This is a genomic window from Micromonospora haikouensis (genome assembly GCF_000876225.1).
Lineage (GTDB): Bacteria > Actinomycetota > Actinomycetes > Mycobacteriales > Micromonosporaceae > Micromonospora > Micromonospora haikouensis.
The window spans coordinates 151,364-169,322 of record NZ_JXSX01000001.1; the positions used below are offsets into that span (position 1 = coordinate 151,364).

Below are 17,959 nucleotides of genomic sequence, written 5' to 3' on the forward strand. Positions count from 1 at the left end.
GCGGGATCACCCCCGCGTACGCGGGGAACAGGCACCCATCCGCCAGGAGTGGATCCGGGGCTACGGATCACCCCCGCGTACGCGGGGAACAGCAGGAGATGCACGTGCAGGCGTGGACAGACCGCGGATCACCCCCGCGTACGCGGGGAACAGGCGAACGTCCCCATGCCTTCCCTCCCCTGCTACGGATCACCCCCGCGTACGCGGGGAACAGACCGAGGGCATCCCCGAGGCCGATGGAGGCGACGGATCACCCCCGCGTACGCGGGGAACAGGTCGTCCAAGACATCGACGTCACCGGCCGGCACGGATCACCCCCGCGTGCGCGGGGAACAGATGTCGTTGTCGCCCCGCTCCAGCGCCCACACGGGATCACCCCCGCGTGCGCGGGGAACAGACAGTCCACAAGAAGTACCGCAACCTGCGCGCCGGATCACCCCCGCGTGCGCGGGGAACAGGAGGCCGGCAAGGTGCCGCTGCTGTCGAAGGACGGATCACCCCCGCGTGCGCGGGGAACAGGCGTCTTCGCGGTGCTCATCGGCTTACTCCACAGGATCACCCCCGCGTGCGCGGGGAACAGCTGGCCGGCATCGCGCTGCTCCAGGTCGGGATGGGATCACCCCCGCGTGCGCGGGGAACAGTGGCGGCGCTGCTGCGCCTCGGAGGGGCACCCCGGATCACCCCCGCGTGCGCGGGGAACAGCCGATCACCAAAGGCACCTGCAGCACGAACATCGGATCACCCCCGCGTGCGCGGGGAACAGCCACCGTCGAGGGGTCGGCGTGGGCCACCTACGGGATCACCCCCGCGTGCGCGGGGAACAGCCGTACCGGGGGTCGATGCTGAACCGCTCGTGGGGATCACCCCCGCGTGCGCGGGGAACAGCTCACTACGCGAGTCACCGAACTCGACGACGCGGGATCACCCCCGCGTGCGCGGGGAACAGTCGTGCGTGCTCGGTCGGGCCCGTGCGAACCGGGGATCACCCCCGCGTGCGCGGGGAACAGCTCTCCGGCGTCGAACTGGTTGTCGCCGGAGAGGGATCACCCCCGCGTGCGCGGGGAACAGCGGCCGTCCCGGTCACGGACGAGGAACTGACCCGGATCACCCCCGCGTGCGCGGGGAACAGACTTCCTGACCTGGACCGCTAAAGATCAACAATGCCGATTTCATTCACTTCCCCGACCAAGATCCCTCCGCCCGCGCCGCTCGTTTGATGGTGACAAGGTACCGCTGACTCGCCGCGCTTCGCGCGCCCCGCGCCCCGGTGACCGCACAGCCGCGCGGCAGGCCGAAGAACGGAATCCCACGTCATTCAGGACGCTGACCAGCGCGAACGCTGGTGATCTCGGACACGACGACACGAATGCGGCACGCGGTCACACCTCACCCACCCGGCGAGCGCGCCGGACGGTGGCCGGCTGCTCCTCGTGTGCATAGCCTGATCTATGTACACGACGACAGCGAGGAGACCTGTGAAGACCGGAGGCGTCTCAGGTGCCGGCTATCGCGAGATCGCCCAGACCCTGCGAGAGTCGATCCAGGCCGGGGAGCTAGCACCCGGAGCGGCGCTGCCCCCTGAGTCGGAGGTATGCAGGCGTTGGGCCGTGTCCAGAGTGACGGCACGTCGCGCCCTGGGCGCATTGGAGGCTGAGGGGCTGATCGAGTCGGTTGCCGGTCGGGGCCGCTTCGTGAAGGCCGAGGATCAGGGGCAACCGCGAGTCGCGAGCCGCGCCGAGTCGATCGCTGCGGAGATCCGAGCGGAGATCCAAAGCGGACGGCTAGCGGCCGGCGCGAGGGTCGATAGCGAGGCATCGCTAAGCGAACGATACGGGGTTGCGCGCGGCACATCTCGTCAAGCGCTCCTGATTCTCGACAGGGGCGGATTTACCATCACGATTCCGGGCCGGGGCCGCTTCGTTACGTTACCTCAGGAGAGTAGCAAGATTGAGAATCGCGCAGAGGAGGTAGCGCGATCCTTAGAAGGAGAGATTCGTGCTGGAAATTTTCCAGTCGGCACCGAACTTCCCGGGGAGAAGGATCTTTCCTGGCGCTATAGCGTGGCACGCAGTACGGTTCGCCGCGCATTGGATATTCTAGAGTCCAATGGCCTAATCGCGAGGCCGCCGGGCAAACCTCGCATAGTCTTAGGGAACGACACTACCTCGGATGGATAAATTGACAACTGAGGAAGCATCGCAACCGTTCAGTTCAACAGCAGCAGCACTAGTTCTTAGGAAAGCCTGTTCCGTCGTTGGCGCTTGGTCGACCAACGCGACGCTGATGAGGCTCGGAGAGAATGCGATCTTCTCCGTTCAACACCCTTCTCTCGTCGTTCGCATCGCTCGCAGCAGGGGCCACTTAAAGGATGCCGAGAAAGAGGTCCGTGTCGCCCGATGGCTGGAGCGTTGCGAGGTGCCCGCCGCTCGCCTCTATCCAGTAGAGCAGCCAATCCTTATAGGTGCGCACCCCGTGACGTTCTGGCGAAAAGTTGCTGACACCGGCGAGAAGGCTCCCGCCAGCGCCTTGGGCGCAGCGCTTCGCCTTGTCCACGACTGCGGAATTGACGACGCCGTTGAACTCCCAAGGCTCGACATCTTTGGGCGCGTCGGTGACCGGCTGGATCAAGCAGCGAATGTCTCGCCGGAGGTACTCGATTTCCTTCACTCCCGCTTAGACGACCTAAGAGCAGCGTACGCCGCACTTTCGTTTCCGAGTCCTCCCGTCGCGCTTCACGGAGACGCACACGTCAAGAATCTAATCTGCACTCCTGACGGTAAGGCAATCCTGATTGACTTTGAGGCGTTCTGCTTCGGGCCGCCTGAGGTAGACCTCTCCGTCACTGCCACCGAATACGAGATCGGGTGGCACAGCCCGGAGGGCTACCACGCATTCTGTGAGGCATACGGAGCGGATGTACGGGAATGGGACGGATTTCAGGTTCTTCGCGATATCAACCTGTTCAAAATGACAACCTGGCTGATGCAGAACGTGGGCGAAAGCGACCTGCACGCAGAGGAATTCGACAGGCGGCTAGCCACGTTGCGTCGCCCGACAGCAAGGTCGGAGTGGCAGCCATTCTAGGAAACTTGGCTACTGACCGGCCAATACCGCGTCGAACATGGCCAGCGCTCGCTTAGCCTCTGCGCTGCCGGCATGCGGCGTGAAGTCGGACCGGAGGTCTCTCACGTAGCGTAGATAGCGCTCCGACTTGAGCGCCCCAGCAAGGTGAATTGCCTCAAGCGCTACCTCAGCCGCCTTCCCCACATCGGGAGTGGGTGTGTGCAAACAGCTTGCCGCGTTTACGAGCCTGATAAAGGCATGAGTGCGAACGTAGGCAGGATCGGTAAGCGCGATAGCCTGCGTCACGAATTCCAGCGCCTGCACAGGCGAGCGCAGATCCCGAAAACAGTGAGCAGCCTCGCCCGCCATCTCGGCTTCATCGAAGTAGTAGATCCAAGGCGGGTCGTCGCAGGCAGCACGACGATTGAACGCGCTTTCTGCCTCACGTAGGACACTCGCACAGCTACGACTGTCACCGGCCCCAGCTCGCGCCCTCGCCTCCATTGCAAGGAACATCGCTGAGACGGTTGCGCTCGCTACACCTCGGGTTCCCTCTTGCGCGGCACGCGCAAGTTGCGCTGCTTCCTGGTAGTGCCCTAGATAGTTGGCTTGATGACTCATGTTGGCGAGTAGGCGACCGCCCATTACGCGATCGCCGCCCGCTTGGGCAAGCCGGAGACCTTGAATCAGATAGCGCTGAGCCAAGCCATGTTGACCGAGATCGTAGGCTGTCCAACCGAGAAGCTGAGCTACCTCAGCCGCCGCCGAGAACAATCTCCGCCCAACACTCTCCGAATAGATGCCGTCGAGTAGAGGCAGCACGTCATGCCGGAAGTACTGTGCGAGGGCCGTCCGGGCGTGGCCGCCGCCGAATTGAAAGTCTAGGTTCATGAATAATTTGATGGTTGAGCAGACGGCAGCCACCTCGGCCATTCCTACCCGACGGCCCGTCGCGTTAACGGGCACAGATTCAGGGCGAGACAGTAGCCATGCCATGAGTGGGCCGGTCCACGCGCTTGATACCGCCGCCGCCTTTTGGAGCTCAATAGAACCGGAAATGTCATGCTCGGCCGTGCTGGTCAAGCTGCGGTAGGTATCAGGCAATGCGTCGGCGTAGTGGAGCGAATCGATTGACAACGCGCCGCGTGCTTGATAGTCGAAGCCCAGCGCGGAGGGTGTCAGCATCGCCCCCAGGGCGTCACTGAGCGCTTCGGCGATGAGCACAGCGGTCTGAGGCCGAGGTTGCACGCCATCTAGCCAGCGGCGCACATCGACGTGGGTGCAGCGGAGCTCAACTCCCCTGGCCTCGCCGAAGGCCCGGAGTCGGGCTGCACAGCCCTTGTTGGACCAACCGGCTCGTGCGAGCGCCTGTATAAGCAGCTCGTTGGGCACGCCACCTCCCCAGTGATCGAACTCTCTGCGCAGTCAAGTGTGTACTCGCCTGCAAGGTCAACACCAAGCCGGGGCAAGTGCTCCCCCGAGTGAACCCCCCGGCCGCTCCAATGAACCCCCTTGATCTCCCTGTTGACCTGCGTCGATAGCGGCTTAGCTGGGTTCCAGCACCACCACGAAGGACGCGACCTCCCAGCACCGCCCAACGCAGTGCTTGACAGGTCGCAGGTATACGTGTTCTATGGCGCATAGAACACGTATACCTGCTGGCGACTCCACAGCCGGCGGATGCGGCTTCGGCTGCGCCGCTCGTGAATCTGCTGGACCGCACTGGCGCTTGGTGTTTGACAACTACACAGAGGTCCGGGACGCAGGGAGATTCGTCTTCCTCATTGGTCCCGAGCATGCGATCTAGGGGTGGCTGCGGGTGTCGGCCGTGACATGTCCGGCCGCAAGACGTGTCCGCTCGCTTGCCCAACCGAGGGTCGCCCGGTGTGCCAGCACGGCACGCCCTGTTCATCACTCCGGAGCGCGCCGACCTGGCCGCGCTCTGGCTATTCGTCCGACTGATTCGAGCTGGGGAGAGGTGAGCCGCCCATGTCCGTGAGCATCGCCGCCGCCGTGCGGATTACGACCAAGAGCAGCGCCGTGTGGCGCGACTGCGGCCGGTGCGGCTCCCTCGCCCCGCTGGCCCCCGACGAACAGCACTGCCGGCCCTGCCGGCAGTCGTCGCGCTCTCGCCGTACCGAAAGGAACCGATCGAAGTGAACCCCGACGACCGGCCCGAGCCGTCCGCCGCTGACCTGGCCGCGATCGAGGCCGAATGGCCGCTGATCGCCGCCGAACTCGACCTGCTCGACGCTGAGATCAGCCTGATCAACGCCGCCGACCACGGCGGCCCGTCGCCGCTGGACTGGCGACGGCTGCGCCGGGCTGAGGCCCGCGTCACCCGCACGGCCACGATGCCGGTCCGCCCGGCCTGGAGCGCCGACGGGTGCGTGTCGCACAGCCTGGCCGTCGTCGGTTGGACCGGTTGCGGCTACGGCTGCGAGATCGTGCGCTGCCCCGACTGTGGCGGTGAGCAGGTGCTTCACCGTACCGAAGACGGGTACCGGGCCGGCATGGCTCACGCGGCCTGATGTCTCGCATCCGCGCCGCCTACTGGGACCCGGACGGGACCCGCTACGGCATCCCCACCTTCTGGTGGAGAGGTGCCCCGCCCGGCTACGCCACCCACCGTCAGCTCCGCGCCGCCGGCCTGCGCCCCGCCGGTCAGCCGGTCGCTGCTCAGGTGCTCTGGCGTGGCGTCGGGGGCACCCGTGCGGCGTACCTGTACCGGGTTGACCTGGCCCGGCCGAAGCGCACCGCTACCCCCGCCCAGCGGGCCGCGATCGGCAAGGCGTTGACCGCGCGTCGTACCTGCCGCGTTTGCGGCGTGACCCGTTCCTACTACATCCCGCGCTCGCTCGGCGAGTGCCTGTCCTGCGCCGACCCGGCCACGTTTCCTGAGGAGGAAGCAGCATGACCGCCCCCACCATCAACGGCACCCGCTACCCGCAGCCCGTTGACGAGTTGCTTCCGGCCGCCCGCACCCTCGCCGAGGAGTTGGACGCGCTGCCGTCGCGAAACCGGCTGATGAAGCAGTTCCGGATCGGGTCGGAGAAGGCCAACGACCTGCTTGCCCGGTTGCGCGAGGAGCGCGCCCAGCAGGACCGGTCGGACTCGCTGCACGCCGCGATGGTGCTCCGTGGCAGCCTCGCCGACCGGCCGGTGCTGGTCCCGGTCGACCCCACCCCGGACACCACCACCGCCGACACGGACCCGGACACGCCCGACCGGCCCGAGCAGCCCACGCCGGACCCGGCCCCCGTCCCGCCGCCGGTGGACGTCACGCCGGCCGAGCAGGTCAGCACGGTCGAAAGCCCGGGTACCAAGATTCGGCCCGCACGGTCGCGGCGGGCGGTGGTGTGGCCGGTGATCCTGCTCGCCCTGCCCGCGTTCGTCGCCATCTGGGGCGGCTGGGTCGGCCTCGGGAAGCTCACCGGGTTCGGGAAGGTCAACCTGCTGCCCGGCATCGGGTCCGGGTGGGTCATCGACACCGCCATCACCCTCCCGATCGGCGTCGAGACCTACGGCGCGTTCGCCCTCTACGTGTGGCTCTCCGGCCGCGTACCCGCACGGGCGGCCCGGTTCGCCAAGTGGTCCGCCCTCGGCTCCCTCGCCATCGGCGCGCTCGGCCAGGTCGCCTATCACCTGCTGATCGCCGCCGGAGTCACCTCGGCCCCCTGGTGGATCACCACCCTCGTCGCCTGCCTACCCGTCGCGGTACTCGGCATGGGCGCGGCCCTGGCACACCTGATGCACGCCACCGACTAGCTACGCCCGGCGGCACAGCCCTACGGCCTGGAAACCAGTGCTGTGCCGCCGGTCTCACCCCTCAGCCCAACAGACCTCAGGAGAGACCACCATGTTCGCAGACCCGACCGGTACCCGCGCTGCCGCGTTCGCTGCCGTGTTCGTCGCCCTCTACGTCGCCCACCAGGTCGCCGACCACTGGGTGCAGACCCAGCATCAGGCCGACTGCAAGGGCCAGCCCGGATGGGCGGGCCGTATCGCCTGCGCCGCCCACGTCACCACCTACACCCTCACCGCGCTGATCGCCCTGCTGTTCGTGGTCGCCGGCACCGGCCTACGCCTCGACCCGTGCGGCGTCGCCGTTGGCCTGGCGGTGTCGGCGGTCACGCACTACATCGCCGACCGGCGCACCCCGCTCAAGCGCATCGCCGCCGCCCTCGGCTCCGCCCGCTTCTACACCCTCGGCGCACCCCGCCCCGGCCACGACGACAACCCATCCCTCGGCACCGGGGCCTACGCCCTGGACCAGTCCTGGCACTACGCCTGGTTGTTCGTCGCCGCCCTGTTCTGCGCGGTCTGACCGCCCCTGTGGGGCATCCGCCCATCACCGGATGCCCACGCGGAGGCCGCCAGAGCGACTGGACGGCACAACCCGAGAGGACCGACGACATGTCGAGCTGCGCCCACCCCGTCTTCCACTACGCCTACATCGACGGCAAGAAGTACCTGGTCTGCACCCACTGCGGAGCCAAGTGGGAGGTCTGACCGCCTCCGTGGCCGCCGGACCCCATTACCCCGGCGGCACGCGGAGGCAGCCAGACCCCCTGGCCCGCCCCAACGGAAGGACCACCGCTGTGAAGTGCAAGTCCTGCGGCACGCCCTGCGTCTCCGTCTCCACCGACGAAACCGGCACCCTCGGCAAGTGCAACTGCGGTGACTGGACGTTCGACGCCAGCCGTACCAGCTCGACCGGCATCAACATCTCCGGCGGCATCAACGTCACCGGCACGTGCGCGATCGGCCACGGCGCGGTCGCCATCGGCAACACCGGCAGCCGGAAGGACAAGAAGAAGGGTCGCCGCTAACGCCCGCCTCGCGCCGCTGCTGCTGCGGCGCGACCGGCACGTAGTTCTGCCCGGCGGCACAGCCCAACGGCCTAGGAACCAGTGCTGTGCCGCCGGCCCTCCCCGAATCGTCAGCCGACCACGGAGGAACACCCATCATGACGTCCCCCCACGATGACAACCGATTCGACTGGCAGGCCGCCGAAGCCGACGTGACCGCCGGCCCGGATGCCGAGGTGGTCGACCTCGACGCCGCCCGCGCCGCCCGCACCACCCCCGACCCCACCGACAGCGACGGTGACGGCGGGCCGCTGTTGGTCGACTCCGCCGACGCGCAGCGGTCCCCGCGGTTCACCCTGTCGGGTGCGCGGGCTGGGCAGCGTCGCCCGATCCTGCCCGCCTGGCTGCGCTCGCGTGCCGAGCTGGTCGACGTGATGCGCTGGGCGGTAGGGCACCTGCTGCACACCTCCACCTACCACGTGCTGCGGGTGCCGAAGTACGCCGGCAAGCTCGCCCTGCGCGCCCCGGTCGGCGCCGCCCGCCTGGTGTCGGGTGGGGTGCGGTGGGTGTTCGACTGGGAAGGCGAGCACCTGCGGCAGTCGACGTCGCAGACCCGCGACGGTGAGCTGTACCTGAAGCTGTCGAAGCAGCGTGACCGGCGGGTGCGGTGGCGGGGCATCGTCGCCACCTTCACCCTGTCGCTGTCCCTGGCCGGTGGTGTGGCCGTGGCCCTGGCCCCGGGATGGGCGCAGTGGGCGATACCCGCCCTGCTCGTCACCCTGTGCGGGATGGTGGGGCAGCCGGCCGACAAGCCGCTGCTCGACACCGCCGTGGTCATCCCCCGCGTGGCCCGCCTCACCTCCGACGTGGTCGTGCGCGCCCTGGCCGTGCTCGGCATCGCCGGCATCACCCAGGCCATCGCCAAGCAAGGACAGCGCGCGATCGCGTTCACCGCGCCGATCACCCGCGACGGCCCCGGCTGGCGGGCCGACATCGACCTCCCGCCCGGCGTCACCGCTGGGGACGTGATCGAGCGGCGGGACCGGCTCGCCGCCGGCCTCACCCGCCCCCTCGGCTGCGTCTGGCCCGAAGGGCAGCCGGAGGTGCACCCGGGGCGGTTGCTGCTGTGGGTCGGGGATCAGGACATGGCCGCGACGCCGCCGAAGCCGTGGCCGCTACTCAAGACCACGGGCGGTTTCGATCTGGGGCGGCCGGTGCCGTTCGGTACCGACCCGCGCGGGCGGATCATCTCCTTCGAGCTGCCGTACACGAACGTGCTGATCGGGTCGATTCCCGGCTACGGCAAGACCGCCGCCACCCAGGTGCCGCTGCTCGCCGCCGCCCTCGACCCGTACGCCGAACTGTGGTGCTTCGACTTCAAGGGCACCGGCGGTCTGGATCCGTTGGAGAAGGTGTCGGCGCGGTATGCGTCGGGGCAGGACGACGACACCGCCGAGCAGGGCCTGATCGCGTTGCGGGAGCTGCGCAAGGAATGCCAGCGCCGCGCCGCCGTCATCAAGGGACTCCCCAAGCAGGTGTGCCCGGACAACAAGGTCACCCCCGACCTCGCCCGCCGCAAGAAGCTCGGTCTGCACTGGCTCGTGGTCGCCCTGGACGAGGTGCAGGAACTGTTCTCGCACCCGGAGTTCGGCAAGGAAGCCGGCGAGCTGGCCGAGAAGGTCATCAAGCTGGGTCGCGCCCTGGGCGTCATCCTCGTCGTGGCCACCCAACGCCCGGACGCCAAGAGCCTGCCGACCGGCGTGTCGGCGAATGCGGGTACCCGGTTCTGCCTGCGCGTGATGGGGCAGATTGAGAACGACATGATCCTCGGGACGTCGGCGTACAAGAACGGCATCCGGGCGACCATGTTCGCCAAGAAGGACAAGGGCGTCGGCTACCTCGTCGGCGCGGCCGACGACGCCCAGATCGTCCGCACCTTCTACATCGACGGGCCCACCGCCGAGAAGATCACCGACCGGGCACGCGCCCTACGCGAAGCCGCCGGGACCCTCACGGGTCACGCGGCCGGGCAAGCCCCGACCACCCCGGCCGCGCGGCGAGACACCCTGCTCGACGACATCCTCACCGTCGTCCCCGCGACCGAGCCGAAGGTGTGGGCCGAGACGCTCACCGAACGCCTCGCCGACCTGAACGGCGATGCGTACGGCGACCTGACCCGCGACCAACTGACGGCGGCGTTGAAGCCGTACGGGATCACCACCGGGCAGGTGTGGGGCACCGACCCGACCACCGGCAAGGGCGCGAACAGGCGCGGCATCGACCGGCAGCACATCGCCGACGCGGTCGCGGAACGTAACAAGCGGCGGGGCGACAAAGCCGCCTAACCCGGACAGCCGTCGGGTGCTAGGTCTAGCGGCACCCCCCGCTAGACCTAGCACCCCCGCTAGCAGCCGACCCCAAACCTGGCCAGCGCCCTAACAACTAGCGGCGACGGCCCTCTACGCCCCCGATCCGGCCTGTGGAGGCATTTCGTGACCCCCATCCTGCCGCTCGCTAGCCTCGCCATCCTCGTCTACGCAGCGTCATACCTGGCCGTGTGTGCGGTGTCCCCGTGGGGACGCTGCCGACGCTGCCACGGTGCCCGTTCCCACCGCACCACCATCGGCACCCGCCGCGACTGCCCCCGCTGCGACGGCACCGGCATCCGCGTCCGCACCGGCCGCCGACTCCTCGACCACATCCGCACCGAGTACCGCGACGGCCAGCAGTGACCGCCCGCCCCCGCCGCGACGGTCACACCGGATGGTGCGGACGCGACCACCGCTGCAACCTCGGCGAACACCGCTCCGAAGAAATCGTGGTCGAACTCGCCGGGCGCGGTCGCGCCGTCCTCGTGCGGGTGCGCACCACCACCGGACGAGAGCACGCCGAGGTGCGCGTCAGGGTCGCCCTGGCCCCCGGCGAGATCGCCGCCCGCCGGCAGTTGGCCGGACTGCTCGGCGACCTGGCCGACACCGTCACCCGGGCTGCCGTCGCCGGCCACCCCCGCCCCAGGAAGGCACCCCGATGACCCGTCGAATCCAGCGCCGCCGCACCCCTGGTTGGCGGATGCCCGCCGGGGCCGTCTACGTCGGCCGCCCCACCCGCTACGGCAACCCCTACCCGGCCACCACACCCACCGCCGCCGGCCGCGCCGCCGCCGCCGAGCAGTACCGACAGTGGATCGCCACCCGCCCCGACCTCATCGCCGCCGCCCGCCGCGACCTCGCCGGCCGCGACCTGGCCTGCTGGTGCCCGCCCGACCAGCCCTGCCACGCCGACGTGCTGCTCACCATCGCCAACCCGCCCGAAACCCGCTGATGGAAACGTGGTTGATCGGCACCCCAGCCGAACTCGACGCCGCCACCGACGCGCTGACCGCCGTCGCCTACGTCGTCCAGCTCGGCGACCGGCACCCGCTCGTCGGGGCCGACGCCGGCCGGTGGCGGGTGTTCCTGCGCCTGGCCCTCACCACCGCCCCCGCCGCCGGCCGCCGACCCGCCCCGACGCCGACCGACCGGGGCGGCGCGTTGGTCGACCTCGACGCAGCCCGCGCCCACCGCCGACAGCACGCCGGCTGCCCCAAGACCTGATCGGCGCGCTTCGCGCGCTCACTGCCCTGGTGGCCAGCGTCCGCGCGGCGCTGGCCACCGCCCGCCTGCGCCAGGAAGGACCGTCATGCCCGACCTGCTCGCCGCCGCGCTCGCCTACGCCGAACGTGGCTGGCACGTCTTCCCGCTACGCCCCGACACCCGCACCGCCGACGACAGTGCGAAGCGGCCCGCGTTCCCGTCTCGCTGCACCGCCGACCGGTGCGACCTCACCGACCCCCGCTGCAAGACGGCGGGCCGGCACGTCGGGTGGGAGGAACGCGCCACGACCGACCCGAGCCGCATCCGCCGCGCGTGGTCGACCCGCCCCTACGGCATCGGCATCGCGTGCGGGCCGTCGGGGTTGGTGGTGGTCGACCTGGACGTGCCCAAGCCGGGTCAGATCCCACCGGCCGACCATGACCTGTGCGGCAACGGCGTGGACGTCTTCGCCACCGTCTGCCACCAGCACGGCCACCGCATCGAAACCACGTACACGGTGACCACCGGGCGAGGCGGAAGCCACCTCTACTACCGCCACCCCTCCACCGGGCCGACGCTGCGAAACACCGCCGGGGCGCTCGGATGGCTGGTCGACACCCGCGCCCACGGCGGCTACGTCGTCGCCGCCGGCAGCACCGTCGCCGGTCGCCCCTACACCGTCGCCCTCGACGTCGACCCCGCGCCGCTGCCCGACTGGCTCACCGCCCTACTCGCCCCCGCCGCGCGGCCGGCGCACCGGCCCGCTGCGGTGGCGTTGCCGGCCGACCGGCACGGCCGCTACCTGGCCGCCGCGATCCGCCGCCAGGTCGACCACCTCACCGGCGCCGGTGAAGGGCAGCGCAATCACGCCCTGTTCACCTCCGCGGTCGCGCTCGGGCAGCTCGCCGCCGGGGGCGCGCTCACCGACGACGACGTGACCGCCGTCCTGGAACCCGCCGCCCTGTCTATCGGGCTACGGCGCGGGGAGATCGCCCGGACCATCGCATCCGGCCTCCGTGTGGGTGCCCGCAACCCGCGCACCCTCGCCACCGATCGGAGGGCCGCATGAGTACCCGCTTGCAGATCGGTTCCGGCCCCGAAACCATCCGCGTGCTCAAAGCCGCCCTCGTTGACGGGCTGTTGCCCGACACCTACGTCTCCGCCGGCTCCCTCGTGCACATGGAAGCGGTGTCCGGTGGTCTGCCCACCGCTGCCGACGAAGACTCCCCGCTGCCGATCAGCGCGAGCACCCTCAACCCCGCCGGCCTGGCCGGACTCCTCGCCGAACACGCCTACGTCTACAAGCTCAAAACCCGCAAGGACGACAAGGGCAACCCGGAACCCTACGAAGACGAGGTGACCCCGCCCCGCGACATCCTGTCATCCGTGCTCGCCGGCAAGACCTGGCCCGGCGTGCCGCCGCTGCGCGGGATCATCGGCGCACCCGTGCTGCGCCGCGACGGCACCCTGTTGCAGCAACCCGGCTACGATCCGCAAACCGGCCTCTACCTCGCCGCGAAAGTCGCCCTCCCGCCCGTGCCCGACCAGCCCACCCCGGAGCAGGTACGCGACGCGCGCACGTTCCTGCTCGGCCGGTTCCTGCGAGACTTCCCCTGGGCATCCGCCGCCGACCGGGCCAACTACGTGGCCTTGCTCGCCACGCCGATCCTGCGGCACTTCACCCGCAGCCTGACGCCGTTCGCGTTGATCGACGCGACCATGCCGTCATCCGGCAAGACCATCCTCACCGCTGGTCCCGGGATGCTCTACGGGCAGCGCGTCATGACCTGGGCCTACTCCGACGAAGAGCTACGCAAGTCCATCACCGCAGTGTTGGCCGAGCAGGTCGGTGTGGTCATCTGGGACAACCTCGCCGAGGGCACCGTCATCGACTCCCCGGTGCTCGCCCAACTCGTCACCTCCGGCGTGTGGTCCGACCGGCAGTTGGGCGCGTCGCGCAACGTGGCCACCGTCAACGACCGGCTGTGGATGGCCACCGGCAACAACCTCCAAGTCGGCGGAGACATGGCCAGCCGCACCGTGCGCGTTCACCTCGACCCGGACATGCCCCGCCCCGAACTGCGCGACCAAGCCGGGTTCGGCATCCCTCACCTCGACCAGTGGATCACCGACCCGACCAACCAACTCACCGTCCTGTGGCACCTGCTCGTGCTGGTCCTCGACTGGACGCGGCAGGGAGCGCCGAGGGTGTCCGGGCTGTCGATGCGGCAGTTCACCCCCTGGGCGCAAGCCCTCGGCGGGTTCCTCGCCCACCACGGCATCGACGGATTCCTCACCAACGCCGCCGACGTCCGCGAGATCGACGAAGACGAAACGCGCTGGCGCGCGTTCCTCACCTGCTGGCACGACCGCCACAGCAACCGGCCGATGACCGCCGCCGACCTACGACGCGACGCCGAACCCATGCAGATCGGCAGCGACACCCATGACCCGTGGGACGGCCAGTTCATCACCACCCACAACGGCCGCCTACCCAACCCGCTCCAACTCGGCCGACTCCTCACCGGGCAGGCCGGGCGGTGGCGCGGTGAACACGTCGTCCGGGCCGGCAAGAACGACCGGGGCGACCGGTCGGTGTTCTGGGTCGAACACCACCAGGGATGAAACCCGCTGAACCATCTCCGCATCTCCGCAACGCCGCACCAACCCCGCCCTACCAGCGGAAACACTCTGCGGAGATCAGAACCTAGAAGAGCATCGATCTCCGCATCTCCGCAAGCCGCTGCGGAGATCACACCCCCTTTGCGGAGATGACCCCTCAGCGGAACTCCGCATCTCCGCAAGCATTCGCCCAGCTCACAGCCATGTTTGCGGAGATGCGGAGATGCGGAGATGGTTCAGCCCTCCCACGCACAGACCACCCACGAACGCCCTCGCTCCCGACCACACCGGCCCGCTGAGAGCCACACAGACGGTCGGACCCTATGCCGAACACCGGCACGCCCTGAATCTTGGCTCTCTGCGGCTCTCAGTCGCCCTTTCTGCGCCGTTCTGCGGCAATGCTCCCTAATTCTCGCCGCCTGACCAGACGCACCCCGCCGACGACGCCCCGAGGAAGGACAGTCGCCCGTGACCGCCAGGCCGAAGCACACCACCCCCACCGGCAACCTGCTCACCCTCGCCGAAGTCCTGGACGAACTCCGCGTACCCCGGTCGACCTTCTTCAAGTGGAAGGCCACCGGCCGCGCGCCCCGAACCATCAAGTACCCCAACGGCAGCCTCTACGTCCGCCGCCGCGACCTGGACCACTGGCTCAACGATCACGAGGAGGCCGCTTGAGCAGCTACGACGTGCGCATTCACGCGATCCTGACCAACACCCTCGCCAGCAAGAAGAAGTCCTACTCCGTTCGATGGAGGGTCGCCGGCAAGTCGTTCCGGAAGACCTACGCCACCGCGGCGCTCGCCGAGAGCTTCCGGTCGAAGCTGGTCGTTGCCCAGCGGGAGGGAACGGCTTTCGACGAGAAGAGCGGGCTGCCGGAACCGATGGCCCGGGAACTGAACGCCCGGAACTGGTATGACCTGGCTGTCGCGTTCGTGGACATGAAATGGCCGCGTGCTGCCGCAACGCAGCGCAAGAGCATCGCCGACGCGCTCACCACGGCCACGCTCGCCCTGCTCGGCACGTCGCGCGGCGCACCGGATGACGCCGAGATCCGGCACGCCCTCTACACCTGGACCTTCAACAAGTTGCAGCGCGACCGTGACAACGGCTTGCCGCCGGAGCAGATCGCGCCGGTCGTTTGCTGGCTCGCCGCGAACACGCTCCCGCTGTCGGACGTGGCGAACCCCGCCACCACCCGAAAGGCGCTCGACGCGCTCACGGTCCGGATCGACGGCGGCCCCGCCGCCGCGAACACCGTCGCGAGGAAACGGGCCGTGCTCTACAGCGCCTTGAAGTACGCCGTAGAACTCCGCTATCTCGACGCTCACCCGATGGACTTCATCCAGTGGCGAGCACCGAAGAACACCGACCAGGTTGACCGGAAGGTGGTCGTGAATCCCGAACAAGCCCGCTCCCTGCTCTCGGCGGTGCGCAACCGCGACCCACACTTGGAAGGCTTCTTCGCCTGCATGTACTTCGCCGCGCTCCGCCCCTCCGAGGTGATCCACCTGCGCGCCGACGAGTGCGAGCTACCCGAGACCGGTTGGGGATGGCTCCACCTCAGCGGGTCGACTCAGCAGGTGGGCGAGGACTGGAGCGACGGCGGCACGTCGCTGGAGGACCGGGAACTCAAGCACCGGGCGAAGAAGGCGACCCGCGACGTACCGGCCTGCCCCGAGTTGGTACGCATCCTGCGGCACCACCTACGGGAGCACTGCCGCAACGCCAACGGCCGGATGTTCAACGCCGCCGGTGCCAGGGTGGCCCCGGTGTCGAAGAGCACCTACCTGCGCGCCTGGAGGCAGGCCAGAGAGGCAGCGTTGACGCCCGCGCAGCAGCGGTCACCGCTGGCGCACCGGCCGTACGACCTGCGGCACGCCGCCGTGTCGCTCTGGCTCAACGCCGGGGTGCCCGCTACCCAGGTCGCGCAGTGGGCCGGGCACAGCGTGCACGTCCTGCTGAAGGTCTACGCCTCGTGCATCGACGGCCAGGACGAAGCGGCCCGGAAGCGGATCGAGGGAGCGTTGGGCACCGAGGAAGCCGGGTAACGCCGACACGAATACGACACGACCAGCGAGACGCGACGGCCCCCGGCGGGACGAAGTGAGACTTTCTCACGAATGACGAAACGGCCTCTGGCTGGCGTCCGCGCTGGTCAGGGGCCGTTTCTGCTGTCCAGAGAGCGGAGGGTGTGGGATTCGAACCCACGAAGACATCGCTGCCTTACCGGTTTTCAAGACCAGCGCCATCGGCCACTAGGCGAACCCTCCCGGCGCGTGCCCCGCAGGGCACGACCGTTGCCTAGTCTGCCAGAAGCCGGCCAACCCGCGAATCACCGTCCCACCGGCACCGGGCGTCGACGGACCGGGACAGCCCGGACGTGGAGGGCGCGCCGGATCGGGTATGACTGGGCCATGCGCGCGATCACGATCCCGGAGCCCGGTGGACCCGACGCACTCGTCTGGGCGGAGGTGCCCGACCCCGAGCCCGGCCCCGGCGAGGTGATCGTCGACGTGCGGGCCAGCGCGGTCAACCGGGCCGACCTGCTGCAACGGCAGGGGCACTACCCTCCCCCGCCGGGCGCGCCCGCGTACCCCGGGTTGGAATGCTCGGGGGTGGTCAGCGCGATCGGTGCCGACGTGGCCGGGTGGGAGGTGGGCCGGGAGGTCTGCGCGCTGCTGGCCGGCGGCGGGTACGCCGAGCGGGTGGCCGTGCCCGCCGGGCAGTTGCTGGCGGTGCCGGACGGCGTCGACCTGGTCGACGCGGCGGCGCTGCCCGAGGTGGCGTGCACGGTCTGGTCGAACGTCGTGCGGCTCGCCGGGCTGGCGCGGGGCGAGACACTGCTGGTGCACGGCGGGGGCAGCGGGATCGGCACCTTCGCCGTGCAGCTCGGCGCGGCGCTCGGTGCGACGGTGGTGGTGACCGCCCGTCCGGCCAAGCACGAGCGGCTGCGCGGGCTGGGCGCGACGCACGCGATCGACTACCGGGAGCAGGACTTCGTCGAGGAGGTCCGCCGGGTCACCGACGGCCGGGGCGCGGACGTGATCCTCGACATCATGGGCGCGTCCTACCTGGCCCGGAACGTGGCGGCGCTGGCCACCGGCGGCCGGCTGGTGGTGATCGGGATGCAGGGCGGCCGGAAGGCGGAGCTGGACCTGGGGGCGCTGCTGGCCAAGCGGGCGTCGGTGGCGGCCACCGCGCTGCGCTCCCGGCCGCTGGCGGAGAAGGCGGAGATCGTGGCGGGCGTACGCGAGCAGGTGTGGCCGCTGGTCGCCGCCGGCGCGGTCCGGCCGGTCGTCGACCGGCGGCTGCCGATGGCCGAGGCCGCCGAGGCGCACCGCCTGGTCGAGTCCAACGCCCACGTGGGGAAGGTGCTGCTGACCGTCTAGGCGGGGGCGCAGTCGCCGCAGGCGGAGGCGGCGGGCTCGGGGCGGGGAAGTATGAGCCGGGCGCCGGGGCCCTCGCCGGACAGCTTGTCCTCGGGGTTGTAGAGGACGCAGCGCTGCAACGACAGGCAGCCGCAGCCGATGCAGCCGTCGAGGTCGTCGCGGAGTTTGGTCATCAGGCGGATCTTCTCGCTGAGCCGGGCCCGCCAGGCGGCGGAGAGCTCGGCCCAGTCGGCCGCTGTGGGCGTGCGGGAGGCGGGCAGGGAGTCCAGCGCCTCGCGGATCTCCTCCAGTGAGACGCCGACCTGCTGGGAAACGCGGATGAACGCGACCCGGCGCAGCTCGGTGCGGGCGTAGCGGCGCTGGTTGCCGCCGGTGCGGTCGGCCCGGATGAGGCCGAGGCGCTCGTAGTAGCGCAGCGCCGAGGGTGCGACCCCGCTGCGCGCGGCGAGCTGGCCGATGGTCAGGGATTCCTGCATCACGTCGCCTTGAATTGAAGTGG

Annotated in this window: 19 protein-coding genes, 1 tRNA gene and 1 CRISPR repeat array (1 of these 21 only partly in view); of the genes, 17 read left to right on the top strand and 3 right to left on the bottom strand. The window is 69.5% G+C overall.

Annotated features, from left to right (window positions below; translation table 11 throughout):
- Positions 1-1,129: direct repeats of the CRISPR family, unit length 28 nt; unit sequence GGATCACCCCCGCGTGCGCGGGGAACAG; it begins 546 nt to the left of the window's first position.
- Positions 1,130-1,448: 319 nt separating this feature from the next.
- Both TK50_RS32615 and TK50_RS32620 read left to right on the top strand, forming a co-directional pair.
- On the top strand, positions 1,449-2,177 hold the full coding sequence (locus tag TK50_RS32615; protein WP_082106104.1) for a GntR family transcriptional regulator: 729 nt from the start codon (positions 1,449-1,451) through the stop codon (positions 2,175-2,177).
- A complete protein-coding gene (locus TK50_RS32620) occupies positions 2,170-3,084 on the top strand; it encodes a phosphotransferase family protein (protein ID WP_241773888.1) in 915 nt (304 codons plus the stop codon). Before TK50_RS32615 ends, TK50_RS32620 begins: the two co-directional genes overlap by 8 nt.
- Before the next feature lie 9 nt (positions 3,085-3,093).
- Here the strand turns inward: TK50_RS32620 and TK50_RS33350 are convergent, their stop codons facing one another.
- Positions 3,094-4,455: an NsdA family TPR-like regulatory protein gene (locus tag TK50_RS33350; RefSeq protein ID WP_043960824.1), complete on the bottom strand. Its 1,362-nt coding sequence runs from the start codon at positions 4,453-4,455 to the stop codon at positions 3,094-3,096.
- 650 nt (positions 4,456-5,105) lie between these two features.
- Here TK50_RS33350 and TK50_RS00625 point away from each other — a divergent pair.
- From TK50_RS00625 to TK50_RS35565, 14 genes are all read left to right on the top strand, one after another.
- The gene (locus tag TK50_RS00625; RefSeq protein WP_241773889.1) at positions 5,106-5,594 is read left to right on the top strand and encodes a DUF6284 family protein; all 489 of its coding nucleotides are present in this window, start codon (positions 5,106-5,108) and stop codon (positions 5,592-5,594) included.
- Positions 5,594-5,980 carry an RRQRL motif-containing zinc-binding protein gene (locus tag TK50_RS00630; RefSeq protein WP_043960826.1) on the top strand — a complete coding sequence of 129 codons (387 nt, stop codon included), beginning with the start codon at positions 5,594-5,596 and terminating at the stop codon, positions 5,978-5,980. The genes TK50_RS00625 and TK50_RS00630 overlap by 1 nt, the downstream gene beginning before the upstream one ends.
- Positions 5,977-6,831, top strand: a complete 855-nt coding sequence (locus TK50_RS00635; RefSeq protein ID WP_043960827.1) for a hypothetical protein — start codon at positions 5,977-5,979, stop codon at positions 6,829-6,831. The genes TK50_RS00630 and TK50_RS00635 overlap by 4 nt, the downstream gene beginning before the upstream one ends.
- A 91-nt stretch (positions 6,832-6,922) precedes the next feature.
- Positions 6,923-7,390, top strand: coding sequence for a DUF3307 domain-containing protein (locus TK50_RS00640; protein ID WP_043960828.1), 468 nt, complete (start codon positions 6,923-6,925; stop codon positions 7,388-7,390).
- 274 nt (positions 7,391-7,664) lie between these two features.
- Positions 7,665-7,895: a hypothetical protein gene (locus tag TK50_RS00645; RefSeq protein ID WP_043960830.1), complete on the top strand. Its 231-nt coding sequence runs from the start codon at positions 7,665-7,667 to the stop codon at positions 7,893-7,895.
- A gap of 137 nt (positions 7,896-8,032) precedes the next feature.
- A complete protein-coding gene (locus tag TK50_RS00650; protein ID WP_043960831.1) occupies positions 8,033-10,219 on the top strand; it encodes a P-loop NTPase family protein in 2,187 nt (728 codons plus the stop codon).
- A 147-nt stretch (positions 10,220-10,366) separates the two neighbouring features.
- A complete protein-coding gene (locus TK50_RS00655) occupies positions 10,367-10,606 on the top strand; it encodes a hypothetical protein (RefSeq protein ID WP_043960832.1) in 240 nt (79 codons plus the stop codon).
- A complete protein-coding gene (locus TK50_RS00660) occupies positions 10,603-10,905 on the top strand; it encodes a hypothetical protein (protein ID WP_043960833.1) in 303 nt (100 codons plus the stop codon). Before TK50_RS00655 ends, TK50_RS00660 begins: the two co-directional genes overlap by 4 nt.
- Positions 10,902-11,195, top strand: a complete 294-nt coding sequence (locus tag TK50_RS00665) for a DUF4326 domain-containing protein (protein WP_082106106.1) — start codon at positions 10,902-10,904, stop codon at positions 11,193-11,195. The genes TK50_RS00660 and TK50_RS00665 overlap by 4 nt, the downstream gene beginning before the upstream one ends.
- Positions 11,196-11,206: 11 nt before the next feature.
- The gene (locus TK50_RS00670) at positions 11,207-11,467 is read left to right on the top strand and encodes a hypothetical protein (RefSeq protein ID WP_422119905.1); all 261 of its coding nucleotides are present in this window, start codon (positions 11,207-11,209) and stop codon (positions 11,465-11,467) included.
- A gap of 85 nt (positions 11,468-11,552) precedes the next feature.
- Positions 11,553-12,515 (top strand): bifunctional DNA primase/polymerase, encoded by a 963-nt coding sequence (locus tag TK50_RS00675; protein ID WP_043960836.1) that lies wholly within the window; start codon positions 11,553-11,555, stop codon positions 12,513-12,515.
- Complete coding sequence (locus tag TK50_RS00680; protein ID WP_043960837.1) at positions 12,512-14,071, top strand: hypothetical protein; 1,560 nt, start codon at positions 12,512-12,514, stop codon at positions 14,069-14,071. Before TK50_RS00675 ends, TK50_RS00680 begins: the two co-directional genes overlap by 4 nt.
- Positions 14,072-14,536: 465 nt before the next feature.
- A complete protein-coding gene (locus TK50_RS00685) occupies positions 14,537-14,746 on the top strand; it encodes a helix-turn-helix transcriptional regulator (protein ID WP_043960838.1) in 210 nt (69 codons plus the stop codon).
- A 656-nt stretch (positions 14,747-15,402) separates the two neighbouring features.
- Positions 15,403-16,119 (top strand): tyrosine-type recombinase/integrase, encoded by a 717-nt coding sequence (locus TK50_RS35565; RefSeq protein ID WP_338390899.1) that lies wholly within the window; start codon positions 15,403-15,405, stop codon positions 16,117-16,119.
- A 135-nt stretch (positions 16,120-16,254) separates the two neighbouring features.
- On the opposite strand, the gene TK50_RS00695 is transcribed toward TK50_RS35565, so the two are convergent.
- Positions 16,255-16,341 (bottom strand) — tRNA-Ser (locus tag TK50_RS00695).
- 144 nt (positions 16,342-16,485) lie between these two features.
- On the opposite strand from TK50_RS00695, the gene TK50_RS00700 reads away from it, so the two are divergent.
- Positions 16,486-17,460, top strand: coding sequence for an NAD(P)H-quinone oxidoreductase (locus TK50_RS00700; protein WP_043960840.1), 975 nt, complete (start codon positions 16,486-16,488; stop codon positions 17,458-17,460).
- Here TK50_RS00700 and soxR read toward each other — a convergent pair.
- The gene (soxR, locus tag TK50_RS00705) at positions 17,457-17,936 is read right to left on the bottom strand and encodes a redox-sensitive transcriptional activator SoxR (protein WP_043960842.1); all 480 of its coding nucleotides are present in this window, start codon (positions 17,934-17,936) and stop codon (positions 17,457-17,459) included. The genes TK50_RS00700 and soxR overlap by 4 nt on opposite strands.
- Positions 17,937-17,959: the final 23 nt, after the last annotated feature.

What these genes read in the sequence shown, in the direction of transcription:
- TK50_RS32615 (WP_082106104.1), top strand. Translation starts at nt 1,449, where the DNA reads ATGTACACGACGACAGCGAGGAGACCTGTGAAGACCGGAGGCGTCTCA.
- TK50_RS32620 (WP_241773888.1), top strand. Translation starts at nt 2,170, where the DNA reads ATGGATAAATTGACAACTGAGGAAGCATCGCAACCGTTCAGTTCAACA.
- TK50_RS00630 (WP_043960826.1), top strand. Translation starts at nt 5,594, where the DNA reads ATGTCTCGCATCCGCGCCGCCTACTGGGACCCGGACGGGACCCGCTAC.
- TK50_RS00635 (WP_043960827.1), top strand. Translation starts at nt 5,977, where the DNA reads ATGACCGCCCCCACCATCAACGGCACCCGCTACCCGCAGCCCGTTGAC.
- TK50_RS00640 (WP_043960828.1), top strand. Translation starts at nt 6,923, where the DNA reads ATGTTCGCAGACCCGACCGGTACCCGCGCTGCCGCGTTCGCTGCCGTG.
- TK50_RS00650 (WP_043960831.1), top strand. Translation starts at nt 8,033, where the DNA reads ATGACGTCCCCCCACGATGACAACCGATTCGACTGGCAGGCCGCCGAA.
- TK50_RS00665 (WP_082106106.1), top strand. Translation starts at nt 10,902, where the DNA reads ATGACCCGTCGAATCCAGCGCCGCCGCACCCCTGGTTGGCGGATGCCC.
- TK50_RS00675 (WP_043960836.1), top strand. Translation starts at nt 11,553, where the DNA reads ATGCCCGACCTGCTCGCCGCCGCGCTCGCCTACGCCGAACGTGGCTGG.
- TK50_RS00680 (WP_043960837.1), top strand. Translation starts at nt 12,512, where the DNA reads ATGAGTACCCGCTTGCAGATCGGTTCCGGCCCCGAAACCATCCGCGTG.
- TK50_RS35565 (WP_338390899.1), top strand. Translation starts at nt 15,403, where the DNA reads ATGGACTTCATCCAGTGGCGAGCACCGAAGAACACCGACCAGGTTGAC.
- TK50_RS00700 (WP_043960840.1), top strand. Translation starts at nt 16,486, where the DNA reads ATGCGCGCGATCACGATCCCGGAGCCCGGTGGACCCGACGCACTCGTC.
- soxR (WP_043960842.1), bottom strand. Translation starts at nt 17,936, where the DNA reads ATGCAGGAATCCCTGACCATCGGCCAGCTCGCCGCGCGCAGCGGGGTC.